At 69.1% G+C, this 15,732-nt stretch carries 11 protein-coding genes; 4 read left to right on the top strand and 7 right to left on the bottom strand.

Annotated elements, in window-relative coordinates; genetic code table 11:
- Positions 1–34 precede the first annotated feature (34 nt).
- A complete protein-coding gene (locus tag ACWGCN_RS19550; protein WP_379314646.1) occupies positions 35–748 on the top strand; it encodes an SDR family NAD(P)-dependent oxidoreductase in 714 nt (237 codons plus the stop codon).
- Entirely contained in the window at positions 742–1,215 is a 474-nt protein-coding gene (locus ACWGCN_RS19545) for a hypothetical protein (protein ID WP_452457689.1), read from the top strand. Before ACWGCN_RS19550 ends, ACWGCN_RS19545 begins: the two co-directional genes overlap by 7 nt.
- Positions 1,216–1,226: 11 nt before the next feature.
- Here the strand turns inward: ACWGCN_RS19545 and ACWGCN_RS19540 are convergent, their stop codons facing one another.
- From ACWGCN_RS19540 to ACWGCN_RS19515, 6 genes are all read right to left on the bottom strand, one after another.
- Positions 1,227–2,393 (bottom strand): hypothetical protein, encoded by a 1,167-nt coding sequence (locus tag ACWGCN_RS19540; protein WP_379314648.1) that lies wholly within the window; start codon positions 2,391–2,393, stop codon positions 1,227–1,229.
- A 285-nt stretch (positions 2,394–2,678) separates the two neighbouring features.
- On the bottom strand, positions 2,679–6,473 hold the full coding sequence (locus tag ACWGCN_RS19535; RefSeq protein ID WP_452457690.1) for a multifunctional oxoglutarate decarboxylase/oxoglutarate dehydrogenase thiamine pyrophosphate-binding subunit/dihydrolipoyllysine-residue succinyltransferase subunit: 3,795 nt from the start codon (positions 6,471–6,473) through the stop codon (positions 2,679–2,681).
- Between the two features lie 105 nt (positions 6,474–6,578).
- Complete coding sequence (locus ACWGCN_RS19530) at positions 6,579–10,184, bottom strand: ABC transporter ATP-binding protein (RefSeq protein ID WP_452457691.1); 3,606 nt, start codon at positions 10,182–10,184, stop codon at positions 6,579–6,581.
- On the bottom strand, positions 10,184–10,969 hold the full coding sequence (locus ACWGCN_RS19525; protein ID WP_378993440.1) for an ABC transporter permease: 786 nt from the start codon (positions 10,967–10,969) through the stop codon (positions 10,184–10,186). The genes ACWGCN_RS19530 and ACWGCN_RS19525 overlap by 1 nt, the downstream gene beginning before the upstream one ends.
- The gene (locus ACWGCN_RS19520; protein ID WP_378993441.1) at positions 10,966–11,928 is read right to left on the bottom strand and encodes an ATP-binding cassette domain-containing protein; all 963 of its coding nucleotides are present in this window, start codon (positions 11,926–11,928) and stop codon (positions 10,966–10,968) included. Before ACWGCN_RS19520 ends, ACWGCN_RS19525 begins: the two co-directional genes overlap by 4 nt.
- On the bottom strand, positions 11,925–12,644 hold the full coding sequence (locus ACWGCN_RS19515) for a hypothetical protein (protein ID WP_378993442.1): 720 nt from the start codon (positions 12,642–12,644) through the stop codon (positions 11,925–11,927). The genes ACWGCN_RS19520 and ACWGCN_RS19515 overlap by 4 nt, the downstream gene beginning before the upstream one ends.
- A gap of 174 nt (positions 12,645–12,818) precedes the next feature.
- Here ACWGCN_RS19515 and ACWGCN_RS19510 point away from each other — a divergent pair, with 174 nt between their 5' ends.
- A complete protein-coding gene (locus ACWGCN_RS19510; RefSeq protein WP_378993443.1) occupies positions 12,819–13,613 on the top strand; it encodes an enoyl-CoA hydratase/isomerase family protein in 795 nt (264 codons plus the stop codon).
- Positions 13,614–13,691: 78 nt separating this feature from the next.
- Entirely contained in the window at positions 13,692–14,936 is a 1,245-nt protein-coding gene (locus ACWGCN_RS19505; protein ID WP_452457692.1) for a class I adenylate-forming enzyme family protein, read from the top strand.
- Positions 14,937–14,946: 10 nt separating this feature from the next.
- Here ACWGCN_RS19505 and ACWGCN_RS19500 read toward each other — a convergent pair whose 3' ends face one another.
- Positions 14,947–15,690, bottom strand: coding sequence for a tyrosine-protein phosphatase (locus tag ACWGCN_RS19500; protein ID WP_452457693.1), 744 nt, complete (start codon positions 15,688–15,690; stop codon positions 14,947–14,949).
- Positions 15,691–15,732: the final 42 nt, after the last annotated feature.

Below are 15,732 nucleotides of genomic sequence, written 5' to 3'. Positions count from 1 at the left end.
GGAGACCGGGCCGGGTCGGGGTGACTCTGGAGCCATGACAACGATTGCCTTGGTCACCGGGGCCAACAAGGGACTCGGCCGGGAAACGGTGCGCAGACTGGCCGAAGCCGGCTGGCTGGTGTTCCTCGCCGCCCGCGACACCGCGCTCGGCGAGGCCGCCGCCGCCGAATTCACCGCGGCCGGTGTCGACGTTCGATTCGTCCCGCTCGATGTGACCTCCGACGACTCCGTCGCCGCGGCCGCCGACATCGTGAAGGCCACCGCGGGCCGCCTCGACGTGCTCATCAACAACGCGGGCATCGGTGGTCCCCGTCGCGCACCCTCTGAGACCGGCCCCGATGATCTGCGAGAAGTGTTCGAGACCAACGTCTTCGGCCCGGTCCGGGTGACGAACGCGTTCGTGGGTCTGCTGCGGTTGTCCGACCATCCCCGCATCGTGATGGTGTCCAGCGGTGTCGGCTCCATCGCGACGGTCACCGACCCGAAGTGGCAGGGCCTGCTGCCGCCCGCCCTCGGCTACCCGAGCACCAAGGCGGCGCTGAACATGCTCACCGTCATGTACGCGAGCGAACTCGGCGAGATGAAGGTCAACGCGATCGATCCCGGCTACACCGCCACCGACCTCAACGGGCACAGTGGTTTCCAGACCGTCACCGAGGGCACCGACGCCGTCGTCGCCGTGGCGACGGCCGACCGGGACGGCCCGACCGGCGGATTCTTCGACCGAACGGGCCCCACCTCGTGGTGAAGGCGGGCGCCCTGCTCGTGGCGGTGCTCGCCGGCCTCGGCATCACCACCTATCTGATGAGAACGGAGAGCCCAGTGGCACAACCGAAGACGAGCACGGTGCTGTCGATCGGTCTGCACCCCAGCGCCGTCGACTACACGCGCTACCCGCAGATCGACGAAGCCACCCTGACCGCGCGCATCACCGCAGGCGAAACCGCCTTGCGCGAAGCAGGTTTCGATATCGTCTCCTGCCAGGTCCCAGCCGACCCCGACGCGGCCGAAGCGGTCCTGCGCGAATGCGCGGCGGGTGGGGAGTTCCGGGTCGCGATGATCGGCGCGGGTGTGCGGATGGCGCCCGAACACACCCTGCTGTTCGAGCGGCTGATCAATGTCGCCTCCGACCTCGCGCCCGGAATCCGCTTCTGTTTCAACACGTCTCCGGAATCCACCATCGACGCCCTGCGCCGCTGGGTTCAGCCCGGCTGAGAGGTGACCGCTTACTTGTGGCCGCCGCCGTGGTCGTGACTGCACGTGTCGGTGCGCCGGCCGTCAGCGCTCGCCTGGCCCGCGCCATGACCTTCGAGCGCCGCGAACGGGCCGCACTGATGCGGGGCGATCCAGACGTGCACCATCGGATTGCCCGCGCCGGGGTTGATGGAGTTGGGCGGGCAATTGCCCTGGGCGTCGAGGACACCGGCGACCACGGGGCCGTTGTCGCCCGCCTTCCAGCAGAGATTGTCGTGGACGTGCCACTGCATCAGGGACCCGCCGAAGTCCACCAGGCTCGGATCGTCGATCTTCTTGCCGTTGGCGATGTACATCGCCGACACGAGGGTGCGGCCGGTTCCGTCGACCCGATAGACCAGCGACTCCGGGTGGGCGGGGTCGAGGAAGTTGTTGTCGCGGATGTAGCTCATGTTGATGTAGTGCTCGTACCCGGTGGCCGAGTCGCCGATCGAGCGGAAGCCCAGGGCGCCAACGGTGTTCACATCCGAGAAGGCGGGCAGGCCGTCGAGCGTGCTGCGCACCAGGTTGGTCGCGCGCGACTGCTGGTCCGACGTCACACCGGCGACACCCGACAGGTCGATCGGCTTCGTGGGATCCCACGGGCGCGGCCAGTTCGCCTCGGTGCCGTGATCGTCGCCCGCGCCGTGCGCGTGGTCATCGCCCCCGGCATGCGCGTGATCGCCGGTGTCGCCGTGACTGTGGACGTGCCCGACACCGTTGAGCATCGCCGCCAGCGCCAGCACACCTACGGCCGCGGCCGCGATTCCGGAGCGCATCGGCGGCAGGGTCGCGGTGGGCCGGAGCAGACCGATGCCCGCGGCGACGGCGGCCAGCGCACCCAGCACCGCGCACACGGTGTCGGCCACCTGCGGTGACTCCGCGGTCAACCCGGCGATCCACCCCACATCGGCGAACCGGGTGAACGCCCACACCGCGGCGGCGAAGGCATTTGCCGCGAGCATCGAGCTCACGACCACCTTCCGCTCGCTCAGCAAGACCGCCAGCCCGGTCGCGCACTGGATCGCGGCGAGCACCACCATCAGCCGCGCCAGCGTGGCGTGCTCGGTGTGCATGCCCGCCGCCATGAAATGCACGGCGCCCGCCCCCACCGACGCGATCCCGCCCAACAGCAGGTATCCGTTACGTCCGTTCGCCATGCCACGCTCCTGTGTTTTCTGAGCGCTGGCGCGCTCGAGCGGGGCCCTTCGGGCCCCTGATCTTCCCTCCCTCCGGGCACTCCTTCGTCGCACCCTCCACTCAGTCCAGATCAGGGCGGGCCCCTTGGGGTAGTTCGCGCCGGACATTACCGGGGCACACTGTGGCACCGTTGCCACCCGGATAAGAGAACTCTGTGACCGATGTCTCGCCACAGTGTCCGGAAACGGCGAACGCCGGGCGGATCGCGATGATCCACCCGGCGCAGGCCATTGTGCGAGAAGAACTTACGTGGTCGGCTCGAAAGCCTCGCCGATGATCTCGGCCTGCTCCACGGCGTGCACCTTCGACGAACCCGAGGACGGGGCCGACATGGCGCGACGCGAGATGCGGCGCAGACGGCCCAGGCGCTCGGGCAGCACCTCGGGGAGGTTGAGGCCGAAGAAGGGCCATGCGCCCTGGTTGGCCGGCTCTTCCTGGACCCAGGCGATGTCGGTCGCGTTCGGGTACTTGGCCAGCGCCTCGTTGAGGCGGTACGTCGGGATCGGGTAGAGCTGTTCGATCCGGACGATCGCCACGTCTTCGCGCTTGTGCTTGGCCTTCTCCGCGGCCAGCTCGTAGTAGAGCTTGCCCGAGGTCAGCAGGATGCGCTTGACCTTGGCGGTGTCGCCGATGCCCTGTTCGTAGGTGGGCTCGTCGAACACCGAACGGAACTTCGACTCGGTGAAGTCCTTGACGTCGGACACCACGGCCTTGTTGCGCAGCATCGACTTCGGCGTGAAGACGATCAGCGGACGACGGATCCCGTCGAGCGCGTGCCTGCGCAGCAGGTGGAAGTAGTTCGCCGGGGTGGACGGCACCGCCACGGTCATCGAGCCTTCAGCGCACAGCTGCAGGAACCGCTCGATACGACCGGAGGTGTGGTCGGGACCCTGACCCTCGTGACCGTGCGGCAGCAGCAGCACCACGTCGGAGAGCTGGCCCCACTTGGCCTCACCGGAGGAGATGAACTCGTCGATGATCGACTGCGCGCCGTTGACGAAGTCACCGAACTGCGCCTCCCACAACACCAGTGCGTTGGGGTTGCCCAGGGAGTAGCCGTATTCGAAACCGACGGCGGCGTACTCGCTCAGCGCCGAGTCGTGCACCGCGAACCAACCCGGCTTCTCCGAGCCGATGTTGTGCAGCGGGGTGTACTCGACGGCATTGATCCGGTCGATGATCACCGAGTGACGCTGGGTGAACGTACCGCGCCGCGAATCCTGGCCGGTCAGGCGCACATCGTGGCCCTGGTCGATCAGCGAACCGAAGGCGAGCAGCTCGGCGAAGGCCCAGTCGACCTTGCCCTCGTAGGCCATCTCGCGACGCTTCTCCAGCACCGGCTTCACGCGCGGGTGCACGTTGAAACCGTCGGGAGTGTTCAGGAACGCGTCACCGATGCGCTGCAGCACCGACTTGTCGACCGCGGTGACCACGGTGGCGGGCACCTTCTGGTCGTCCTCGACGGACTCCGACGGCTCCGGAACGTACTTCTCCAGCTCGCGGACCTCGTTGAACACACGCTCCAGCTGACCCTGGTAGTCGCGCAGCGCGTCCTCGGCCTCTTTCATGGAGATGTCGCCACGGCCGATCAGCGATTCGGTGTACGCCTTACGCACCGAACGCTTGGTGTCGATGATGTCGTACATCTCCGGCTGAGTCATCGAGGGATCGTCACCCTCGTTGTGCCCGCGACGGCGGTAGCAGACGAGGTCGATGACGACGTCCTTGCGGAACTTCTGCCGGAAGTCGACCGCGAGGCGCGCGACCCAGTCGCAGGCCTCCGGGTCGTCACCGTTGACGTGGAAGATCGGCGCGCCGATGAACTTCGCGATGTCGGTGGAGTACTCGGTGGAGCGGCTGTTCTCCGGCGCCGTGGTGAAGCCGATCTGGTTGTTCACCACGATGTGGATGGTGCCGCCCACGCGGTAACCACGCAGACCCGACAGGTTCAGCGTCTCGGCCACCACGCCCTGACCGGCGAACGCGGCATCGCCGTGCAGCATCAGCGGCATCACCGAGAAGCCGTCGGGGCCGTCGCCCTTGTCGAGCAGGTCCTGCTTGGCGCGCACGAGGCCCTCGAGGACGGGGTCGACCGCCTCCAGGTGCGAGGGGTTCGCGGTGAGCGAGACCTCGATCTCGTTGTCGCCGAACATCTGCAGGTACTGGCCGTGCGCACCGAGGTGGTACTTCACGTCGCCGGAGCCGTGGGTGGCCGCCGGGTTCATGTTGCCCTCGAACTCGGTGAAGATCTTCGAGTACGGCTTGCCGACGATGTTGGCCAGCACGTTGAGGCGACCGCGGTGCGGCATGCCGATGATGACCTCGTCCATGCCGTACTCGGCGCACTGGTCGATGGTGGCGTCCATCATCGGGATGACAGCCTCGGCGCCTTCGAGCGAGAAACGCTTCTGGCCGACGTACTTGGTCTGCAGGAAGGTCTCGAACGCCTCCGCGGCGTTGAGCCGGTTCAGGATGTACTTCTGCTGCGCGACAGTCGGTTTGACGTGCTTCTGCTCGACCCGCTCCTGCATCCACTTGAGCTGATCGGTCTCGAGGATATGGGTGTATTCCACACCGACGTGGCGGCAGTACGCGTCACGCAGGATCGACAGCACATCGCGCAGCTTCATCCGCTCCTGGCCGTGGAAACCGCCCACGTCGAAGGTGCGGTCCAGGTCCCACAGGGTGAGGCCGTGCTCGGTGACATCGAGGTCGGGGTGGCTGCGGAACTTGTCCTTGACCAGGCGCAGCGGATCGGTGTCGGCCATCAGGTGACCGCGGTTGCGGTAGGCCGCGATCATCTCGAGCACCCGCGCGCTCTTGTCGACCCCGCGCGCGCTGATGTCCTTGCGCCAGCGGATCGGCTCGTACGGCACGCCCAGGCCGTGGAAGATCTCGTCGTAGAACTCGTCGGAGATCAGCAGGTTGTGGATGGTGCGCAGGAAATCGCCCGACTCGGCACCCTGGATGATGCGGTGGTCGTAGGTCGAGGTCAGCGTCATCAGCTTGCCGACGCCGATATCGGCGATCCGCTCGTCGCTCATGCCCTGGAACTCGGCGGGGTACTCCATCGCACCGGCGCCGATGATCGCGCCCTGGCCCGGCATGAGGCGCGGCACCGAGTGCACGGTGCCGATGGTGCCGGGGTTGGTCAGCGAGATGGTGACGCCGGAGAAGTCGTCGTTACCGAGCTTGCCCTCGCGTGCCCGGCGCACGACGTCCTCGTAGGCCGCGTGGAACTGACCGAAGCTCATGTCTTCGGTTTCCTTGATGGCGGCCACGGCCAGCGATCGGTTGCCGTCCTTGCCCTGGAGGTCGATCGCCAGGCCCAGGTTGGTGTGGGCCGGGGTGACCGAGTTCGGCTTGCCGTCGATCTCGGCGAAGTGGCGGTTCAGGTTCGGGAACGTCTTGATCGCCTGCACGATCGCGTAACCCAGCAGGTGGGTGAACGAGATCTTGCCGCCGCGGGTGCGGGCGAGGTGGTTGTTGATCACCAGGCGGTTGTCGATCATCAGCTTGGCCGGGATCGCGCGCACCGACGTCGCGGTGGGGATCGTCAGCGAGGCCGACATGTTCTTGGCGATCGCGGCGGCGGGGCCGCGCAGCACCTTGTTCTCCGGACCGGCGGCGGCAGCCTTGGGCGCGGTGGTGGCCGGTGCGTTCGACACCGGTGCAGGTGTGGTCTGCGGTGCGCGCACCGTCTTGGCGGCCGGAGCCGGAGCGGCGGCCGGTGCCGGAGCCGGAGCGGCGGCTGGAGCCGCGGCGGGCTTGGGCGCTGCCGTCGCTACCACGGCTTTGGGAGCCGGGGTCTGCGCAGCAGCCGCCTTGGGGGCTGCGGCTGCTGAGGGAGCGGAGGAGGCGACCGGTGCCTGGCTGTTAGCGGATTCGGTGGCTTCCGGCGTGTAATCCGCGAGAAACTCGTGCCAACTCGCGTCGACCGAGGACGGGTCCTGTTTGAACTTCTGATACATCTCGTCGACTAGCCACTGGTTCTGTCCGAACTGGGAAGTTGAGCTGCTCACAGCTGGTGTTCGCCTCATTTCGTTCTTCGCGCTGCGACGTTTGTGACGTGCCCGGCAGGGGAATCAGCGGATGGCTGCCGATGCGCCCTCACCGAGCATATGCCCAGCGGTTGACAGGCGTCGCTACCGGTCTTGGGTCGACACTATGCCCTCTGCCTCCAGCCCCGCCGCCCAGAGTCGGGAGTACCGGCCGTTACTGGCGAGTAGGTCTGACGGTGCGCCGAATTCCACGATACGGCCGTGTTCGACCACCGCGACCAGATCGGCGCGCGCCGCGGTCGCGAGTCGATGCGCGACCACCACGGTGGTCCGCCCCCGTGTCAGCGATCGGCTCGCTACCAGCACCGATGCCTCGGTTTCCGGATCGAGGGTGGAGGTGGCCTCATCGAGGAGCAGCAGGTCGGGATCGACCAGTTCGGCCCTGGCCAAGGCGATCAGCTGGCGCTGTCCGGCGGACAGCCCGCGGCCGCGTTCACCGACCGGATGATGCATTTTTCGAGGTAAACCATTGATCATTTCCGACGCACCGACGGTGTCGGCCGCGATCGCGATGTCCACCGATGTGGCAAATGTTTGCCCGAATGCAATGTTGCTCGCCACGTCGCCGGTGAACAAGTGAACTTCCTGGGGCACAATTCCCAGCCGCGTCCGGTACTCGGTGAGGACATATTTACGCAGATCCACACCGTCGACCCGGATCGCGCCCGCCGCCGGGTCGGGCGGGAGGTCGTAGAGACGGGCCAGCAGCTTCACGATCGTCGACTTGCCCGCGCCGGTCGGGCCCACCAGTGCCAGCGTCGCGCCGGGCGCAACGGTGAAGGTGACGCCGTCGAGGGCGGGGGCGCTCGCATTCGGGTAGCGGAAGTGAACGTCGTCGAAGCTGATCTCACCGCGCAGGCGATCGACAGATATCGCGTCGGGTGGGTCGGCGGCGATCGACGATGTGGTGCGCAGCAGGTCGCCGATGCGCCGGAGTCCGACCCTGGCCTGCTGGTAGCCGTCGAAGACCTGGGACAGATCCTGGATGGGACTGAACAGCAGACCGAGGTAGAGCACGAACGCGACCAGCGTTCCGGTGGACGTGCGTCCGTCGGCGACGGCGTTGGCGCCCAGGTAGACCACCACGGCCAAGGCCACGTCGGCCCAGGCAAGACCGAAGGAGAAGTAGGCCGCGATCGCGCGCTGGGCGCGGATCCTGGCATCGCGATAGCGGTGGGAGTATTCGGCGAAACGCCGCGCGGCGGCAGGCTCGTAGCGGGCGGCCTGCACGGCGCGCAGGCCCGCGATGTTCTCCTGGAATCCGGCGTTGACCACCGAGACCCGTTCGCGCGAGACGGTGTAGGCGACCGAGGACACCCGCCGGAAGGCGAGGGTGGCCAGCAGCATCGGCGCGACGGCGATCAGCACCACCACGGCCAGCCCCGCATCGATGAGGAACAGCCCGAGGGCGACGCCGATCAGAGTGATCAGCGCGACCAGCCCGGTGGCGACCCCGGTCTGCAGGAACGTCGACAGCGCGTCGACGTCGGTGGTCATCCTGGTCATGATGCGGCCGGACAGTTCACGCTCGTAGAAGTCCAGGCCGAGCCGCTGCAACTGGGCGTAACTACGCACCCGCAGACCGAACAGCACGCGCTCGCCCGTGCGCGCGGTGAGGACGGTGACCACGGCGCCGACCACCAGACCGACCAGTACCAGACCGATCCCGATCACCGCCGAGACGAGCAGCGCGGTGTCGTCGCCGGCGGTGACACCGGTGTCGATGGCATAGCGGACCAGCGGCGGGAAGGCGATCCCGACCCGCGCGTCGACGACGAGCAACAGGACGACCACACACACCAGGCCGCGGACCGGGCGCAGCAGTGCGCGCAGGCCGAAGTCGGGTTGGGGTGCGCGCAGGTCGCCGGGCAGGGCGGGGTCTTCGGTGGCCGGTGGCAGTGCGTCGACCGCGGCGCGCAGCTCCGGCGTTTCGCTGAGGTCGGTCGACGCCGACGCCATGGATCGGGGTCTGCCCGCGTCGTCGCGCGGGGTGGTCGGGTCGGCGGCCGTCGGCACCACCGAACCGGTGGGTGCGGGCAACCGGATGACACGGTCGGCCTGGGCCAGCGTCGATTCGCGGTGCGCCAGGATCAACGTGGTCCGCCCGCCCGGATCGGGCAGGCGACGGAAGATCTCGGCTTCGGTGACGGCGTCCACCGCGGAGGTGGCGTCGTCGAGCACCAGCACGCGGGGACGGGTGAGCAGCACCCTGGCCAGGGCGATGCGCTGGCGTTGACCGCCCGAGAGCGTCAGCCCGCGTTCGCCGATGACGGTGTCGTAGCCCTCCGGCAGTGCGGCGATGAACTCGTCCGCGGCGGCGGCCCTCGCGGCCGCCGCGATCTCCGCGTCGGTGGCGTCGGGCCTGCCGAGCGCGATGTTGGCGGCGATGGTGTCGGAGAACAGGAACGGATCGTCGAAGACGACACCGACCGCGCCGCGCAGCTCGTCGGCGCGCAGGTCGGCCAGGTCGACGCGGGTACCGTCGGCGCCGACGAGGTTGATCCGGCCCGTATCGGGTGCGTAGAAGCGGGGGAGCAGCAGAGAGAGCGTGGACTTGCCCGAGCCCGCCGGGCCGATCACCGCCACCGTCTCGCTCGGGCGCACGGTGAGATCGAGTTCCTGCAACACCGGTTGATCCGGTTCGAAACCGAAACCGACAGCATCGAATTCGATCCCGAGTGGTCCCGGCGGCAGCTCGGTGGGGTCCGCTGGATCGACGAGTATCGGCGCCGCGTCGATCACCCCGAAGACCCGATCGACGGCGGCCTTGGTGAGCTGAGCCATGATCACCACCGAGGTGATCGTGCGGGCCGAGGACGTCATGGTGGCGAGGTAGGCGGTGAACGCGAGGAAGGTGCCGATGCCGATCGCGCCGTGCGCGGCGAGCACCCCACCCACGATGATCACCGCGACCAGCCCGGCCTGGGGCAGCGCCGACACCACCGGCGCGAACCTGGCATTGATCCGCGCGGCGCGCATCCGCTCGGCGAACAGCAGCCGGCCGTGGTCTTCGAGGATGTCGACCATCCGGGATTCCTGCCCGAATCCCTTCACCACCCGGACTCCGGTCACCGTCTGTTCGACGTGTTCGGCGAGGTCGGCCGCGCGCTGCTGGGCCGACCAGGTCGCCGCGTAGAGCCGGGGCCGCATCCGCAACACGATCAATGCCATCGCGGGCGCGACCAGCAGCGCGGCCAGCGCCAGCGGCGGACTCAGCCACACCATCACCACCGCCGACAGCACGAACTGCAACACGGCCAGTCCCGACCACGGCACCATCGCCAGCAGTCCCTGCACCAGTTGCAGATCGGTGATGGAGCGCGACACCACCTGTCCGGTGCGGATCGCGTCCTGACCCGCGCCGTCGAGCCGCTGGAGGGCGGCGAGCAGCGAAATCCGCAGGCTGTGTTGCGCTTCCAGCGACAGTTTGCCCGCCCAGAGCCTGCGCGCGAACGTGACGACGAACCGGGTCACGGCCAGCCCGGCGAGCACAGCGGCGGCGCTGCCGATCACCGCGGTGTCGCCCACCTGCGCGGCGTCGACCGCGCGTTTGGTGGCCAGCGGTGCGGCGATCGCGACGGCCGCACCCGCCAGCACCGAGACCACGATGCCCGCCAGCAGCCGCGGATGTTCCAGGCACAGCCGCCAGAGCCTGCGGATCCAGCCCGACGAACCCGCGGTCGCGGGCACTACAGGTCTCGGTTGCGCAGGTCCCACCACCCCGCGGCGCCGACCGCTGCGGTCCACAGCAGCAGGACCACCAGGGCCGCCGGTGTCGGTGCGAAGACCTCGGCCTCGTCGAACGAGCCCGCGCTCACTCCGGCCACGGTGGCCGAGACGGGCAGCAGCGCGGCGAATCCGCCCGCGCCGAAACCCTTGGCCACCACCCAGATCAGCGGTTCGAGCGCGAACGCCCAGCCGAGCACCAGCCACACCGCGCCGCTGAAGGTGCGCAGCAGCAGCCCGATTCCGGCGCCGAGCACCGCCCAGCACATGGCGACCAGCAGACCGGCGGCGAGCACCTCGATCAGCTGCCAGCCGAGTGCGAATTTTCCGCGCGCCGCGACGAGCAGCACCAGGAAGCTCACCAGCTCGGCAGCCAGCGCGACAGCGAAGGCGAACGCGGCGGTGGCGAGGTATTTCACGATGGCCAACCGGTCGCGATCGGGCGCGAACAGCACGCTCAGCGCCATGGTCTTGTGCCGGTACTCACCTCCGGTGGCGGCGATGCCGAGCAGTGCGGCGACCACGAAGACCGCGATCATCCCGAGGTAGAGCCCGACCGTGGCGGCGCCGGTCGCAGGCTGACCCTTCGGATCGGCAGGCCCGGACATGATCGCGGTGATCAGCGTCCCGACCAGTGCCAGCGCGATCGGCGCGGCCAGCAGTAGCCGGGTCTGCCGCAGCGCGACGATCTTGCGCGCCTCGGTATCGATACCGGGAACGAGATCGGCGGGCAGCACGGAGGTGGTCATCGGGGCATCCCATACGAGGTCGGCGCCGGGGCGTACGCGGCGGGATTCGGTGTGGGCACGGTGTGCCGGTGACGGCGTGGCTTGGTGAGCGAGGCGAGCACCCGGTCGGGGTGGATGGGGTCGGCCACGATGCTGCCGATCCGGACCTGCGCGAGCTCCGCGACGGCACGGATGGTGGCCTCGTCCGCCTCGGCGACGGCCAGCCGGCCGTCGGGGCGCATCACCGCGTCGGTGAAGCCCCGTCCCGCCAGCGCGGTCGCCAGTGCGATGGACGGGGACGCGGCGACGACGAGCCGGTCGGGATGGCCGCGGCGCAGCTTGGCCGGTGCGCCCTGCCAGACGACAGTGCCCTCGCTGAGCACCACGAGTTGATCGGCGCTCGCCACCACATCGGCCAGTGCGTCCGAACTCACCAGCACGGTGCCGCCGCGGTTCACCTGGCGGCGCAGCAGCTCGTGCAGCCAGCCGCGTTCGATGCCGTTCGCACCCGCGAACAGATCGTCGAGCACCAGCAGCGGGGGATCGGCCAGCAACGCCATGGCCAGGGCCAGACGCGTCTGCTGACCCGGATGCAGCTGCGCCACCACGGTTTCGGCGACGGCGGTGAGCCCGGTCTCGTCGAGCACCGCCGCGACCCGGCGACGGGACGCGCCCGCGACCGGCGCGTAGCACCGCAGCTGCTCGCGCACGGTGCGTGCCGGATGCAGCCCACGGGGGCTCAGTACCGCCCCGACCGCGGCGGGACCGTGGCCGGGGCCCTCGATATCGCCGGTGGTCGGCTGCTGGAGTCCCAGCACCATCCGCAGCACCGTCGACTTGCCTGCTCCCGCGGGACCGACGAGCGCGGTGACCGACCCCGCCGGGACGGTGAAGTCGATCTCGTGGACCGCGCTCACCGGACCGAATTGTTTGCCGACGCCACGCACCAGCACAGCGTCACCGCCGCGGCTCCTGCTCACTTCTTGTTCACCTTGCCGGTGCCGATCGCGGGCAGCGGATCGGCGTCGATCACGTTGTGCAGCGGAGTGGGCCACATCGCCGGCGCGGGGCCGAAAGCCTTGTGCGCGTTCTCGATGGTGACCTTGCCCAGCGCCCGGTTGCCCGCGCCACCGATGGCGGCGCCGATGCCGGCGGGCAGCACTTTGCCCGCCATCAGCGCGGCGCGCTTGGTGATGAAGCGCTTCATGAACTGTTGCAGCAGTTTGCTGTTGATCCCGCCGAGGCCGGGAACCTTGCCTGCCAACGCGCCCGCCCAGTTCTTCGACTGGGTGCTCAGCCCCTTCTGCACGATCGCCATTCCGGCGTCACCGAGCACGACCGCGAGCACCAGCGCGCGCCGGGCTTCCTTGTTCTCGGGCTCGATGCCGTGCACCGCGGCCTGGGCCAGGGTGAACAGCGCCGACGCCTCCATGAAGAACACGGTCTCGGCGCTCACGGCCCCGAGCGCGGCGATCGTGCCGACCCCGGGCACCGCCGCGGTGGCGCCGACCGCGGCGCCACTGCCGGTGACGGCGAGCAGATACTGCTTTTCGAGCCGTGTCACGATCTGGGCCGGACTCTCCCCGGGATGACGCTCACGCAGGAACTCGACATAGCGGCGTACGGCCGGCGCCTGCAGCTTCGATCCGGTGTCGAGCACATCGACCACGGCTTTTTCGATCGCGTTCTTGAACACGGCGTCGTCCTCCTCTTCGCCCCAACGAGTCGAACTGTAGGGCACTTGCGCGCCCCAGAGCTCATCATGCCAACGACCACCGACATCCCGCGGTTCCGTGACGTGCGCGACCGATTCCGGTCGGCCGGTCCGACTAACGCTGTCGGCCGCGGGCCCGGGTTCTACGCTGACCCGATGAGTGAAAACCAGCCAACCCGACTCATCCGCGATTTCACCGAAGCCGGTGCCGAGTTCGCGACGATCACCCTCGACCACCCGCCGCTGAACCTGTTCGATCGCACACTCATCGCGTCGCTGATCGCCGATATCGCCGCGGTGCGCCGGCTGCCGCCGCGGGCATTGCTGATCAGGGCCGAGGGAAAGGTCGTCTCGGGCGGAGTCGACGTGAACATCTTCGACGGCCGAACCGTCGAGGAGGGCGCGCAGCTGTGGCGTGAGCTGTTCGAGCAGATCATCCACCCCCTGGAAGCGCTGCCGTGTCCGGTGGTGTTCGCCGCGCACGGGCTGACCCTGACCGCCGCCTTCGAGATCTCGCTGGCCTGCGACATCATCCTGGCCGCGCCGAAGGCGAAGTTCGGGCTGGTGGAGACCGTGGTGGGGCTCACGCCGTCGATGGGCGGGCCGCAGCGGCTCGCCGAGCGGGCGGGTTCGGGCCGCGCCCGCGAGTTCGTGATGACCGGCGACCTCTACCCTGCCGCGACGATGGCCGAGTGGGGCGTGGTCAACGCGGTCCACGAGGACCTGGAGACCGAGGCTCGCGCGCTGGTCACCCGTCTCGCCGACGGCCCGACACGCGCGCACGCGGCGACCAAGCAGATCATCGAGGCGTGGCGTTCCGGCGGTGTGGCACACGCTGATTCGGTGACGCCGGAGGTCTCGGGCGAGCTGTTCGCCACCGCGGACCTGCGCGGCGCGGTCCGCAGCTTTCTCGATATCGGACCGGGTAAGGCGACCTATCGCGGCGAATGAGCGCGCCGACTGCCTGACAGCGATGTGATCCACGTCATATAGTCACAGGTGCGGCTGTATCGACGTACGGAGGTCCGGATGGGTCATGGCGAGCACGAACCGGGCGCGGCCGTCTTCGCGTTCCCCGCCACCAGTGCGGCAACGCAGCTGCGGCGGGGCTCCGACGGCGTGCTGCGCTACGGCGACCTCAGCCCGGCCCTCACCGAACTGCTGGACCTGCGCGTGCACTCGTTCACGAATCGGGAGGCGGTCGTCGAGGTCGGCGGGCCGCGGCTGACCTACCGCGAACTCTGGCACAGCGCCTCGCGGATCGCGGGCGGCCTGCAGGGTCACGGCATCGGCTACGGCGATCGGGTCGCGGTGCACATGCCGACCAGCGCGCGCTGGGTGCAGGCGTTTCTCGGCGCGTTGCTCTCGGGTGCGGTGCCGGTGCTGGTGCCCGACGCCCTGCCCGCCGCGATCGCCGACCGCGTGATCGCCGACAGCAGAGCCGATTTCGTCCTCGGCCCCAACGGCCCGCTGCCCGACAGCACCGCCTACATCGATGACGGTGCGGCCCTGGATGATCCAGCGCTGCTCTGCTACACCGGCACCCGTCGGTCCATGCCCGCGGGTGTGGAGCTGTCCAACGAGAACCTGCTGTCGGCGGTGTCGTCGGTGGTCGGCGCGCTCGGGCTGCCCGCCGACGGGTTGCGCAATCTGGTGTTGCTGCCGCTCGCCCATGCCAGCGGGTGCGTGGATCAGCTGCTGCCCACCTTCGCGGTGGGTGGCACGGTCGTGCTGGCGCCGGGTGCGCGCAGTCTCGCCGACGTGCTGGTGCGGGAGCGGATCGACACCGTCTCGGGGACGCCGCGGATCCTCGCCGGGCTGGTACCCGAACTCGTCGCCCGCCGTGCCGGCGCCGGTGTACGCCGGATCAGCAAGGCCTGTCACCGCTCCGAACGCGCCGCCGCGGCGGCCCCCGCCACCCTCACCGCCGCGTTGCGCGGGCTGTTCCCCGCGGCCAAGCAGTGGTCGGTCTGGGGGGCCACCGAGACCAGCGGAATCGGCCTCGTGGTCGACGACACCGAGCGTGTCGACGCCGGATCGGCCCTCGGATTCGCCTTCGGTGGCACCGAATTGGCCCTGGCCGGCCCGCAGGCAGGCGCCGGCCACGGCGAATTGCTGTGTCGCGGACCGAATGTCAGCCGCCGCTACTGGAACAACCCCGACGCCTCGGCCGCCCGATTCAGCGGAAGCTGGTTCCACACGGGCGATTTCGTGAGCATCGATGCCGACGGACTGGTTCGGGTGGACCCGAGCCGTCGCGTCAGCGGGCTCTGATCCGGGCGGGTCAGAGCAGGCGCGTCCGCAGGGCATCGCGGAGGTCGCCGGTGAGGCCGACCGTGGTGAGGTAGGTCTCGATGTCGCCGTGGGTCTCGCGGACGCTGGCGTCGGCGGTGCGCAGGTATTCCTCGCGGACGCCGAGCAGGTCGTCGGAGAGCGCGTCGCCGTTGCCGATCTTCGGCTCCAGCAGCCTGCGCAGCGGTTCGACCGCCGCGTTGCTGGCCAGGAAGTCGGTGTACACGTCCTCCTCGGTGACGCCGACCGCGCGTAGCAGCGTGGCCACGGCCCAGCCGGTGCGGTCTTTGCCCGCCGCGCAGTGCACCAGCACCGCGCCGTCGCCACGCACGACCGAGCCGGCCAGCTCGGCGATCGCGGTGTGCGCCTCGGGCAGCGTCGGGAAGGCGCGGTAGACCTCGATCATGTGCGCGAACGCCGAGATGGTCTTCGCCTCGTGCGGCGGCGCCTCTTCCATCCGCGAATCGAACGGCGTCACGTGCAGCCGTACGTCGCCGGGCAGGGTGTCGTGGCCGATGTGGTCGATCTCCACGATGCCGCGCAGATCGTGCACATCGGTGACCCGCAATTCACGCAGGGTGTCGTGCCCCTTGTCGTCGAGACCGCTCAGCTGGGCCGACCGCAGCAGGACGCCGGGGCGAACGGTGGTGCCGTCGGCGGTACGAAGGCCGCCCACATCGCGGAAATTGAAGGTGCCGCTGAGAGCGAACTGGTCGGCAGGAGGCGAAAGGGTCACCTGACCAGGTTATCGGCGACTCCGTCGCCGCCGCGCCGAGTT

It is taken from the genome of Nocardia sp. NPDC055050 (assembly GCF_053608345.1).
This window is presented reverse-complemented; position numbering and strand designations above follow the sequence as displayed.

What these genes read in the sequence shown, in the direction of transcription:
- ACWGCN_RS19550 (WP_379314646.1), top strand. Translation starts at nt 35, where the DNA reads ATGACAACGATTGCCTTGGTCACCGGGGCCAACAAGGGACTCGGCCGG.
- ACWGCN_RS19540 (WP_379314648.1), bottom strand. Translation starts at nt 2,393, where the DNA reads ATGGCGAACGGACGTAACGGATACCTGCTGTTGGGCGGGATCGCGTCG.
- ACWGCN_RS19535 (WP_452457690.1), bottom strand. Translation starts at nt 6,473, where the DNA reads ATGAGGCGAACACCAGCTGTGAGCAGCTCAACTTCCCAGTTCGGACAG.
- ACWGCN_RS19525 (WP_378993440.1), bottom strand. Translation starts at nt 10,969, where the DNA reads ATGACCACCTCCGTGCTGCCCGCCGATCTCGTTCCCGGTATCGATACC.
- ACWGCN_RS19510 (WP_378993443.1), top strand. Translation starts at nt 12,819, where the DNA reads ATGAGTGAAAACCAGCCAACCCGACTCATCCGCGATTTCACCGAAGCC.
- ACWGCN_RS19505 (WP_452457692.1), top strand. Translation starts at nt 13,692, where the DNA reads ATGGGTCATGGCGAGCACGAACCGGGCGCGGCCGTCTTCGCGTTCCCC.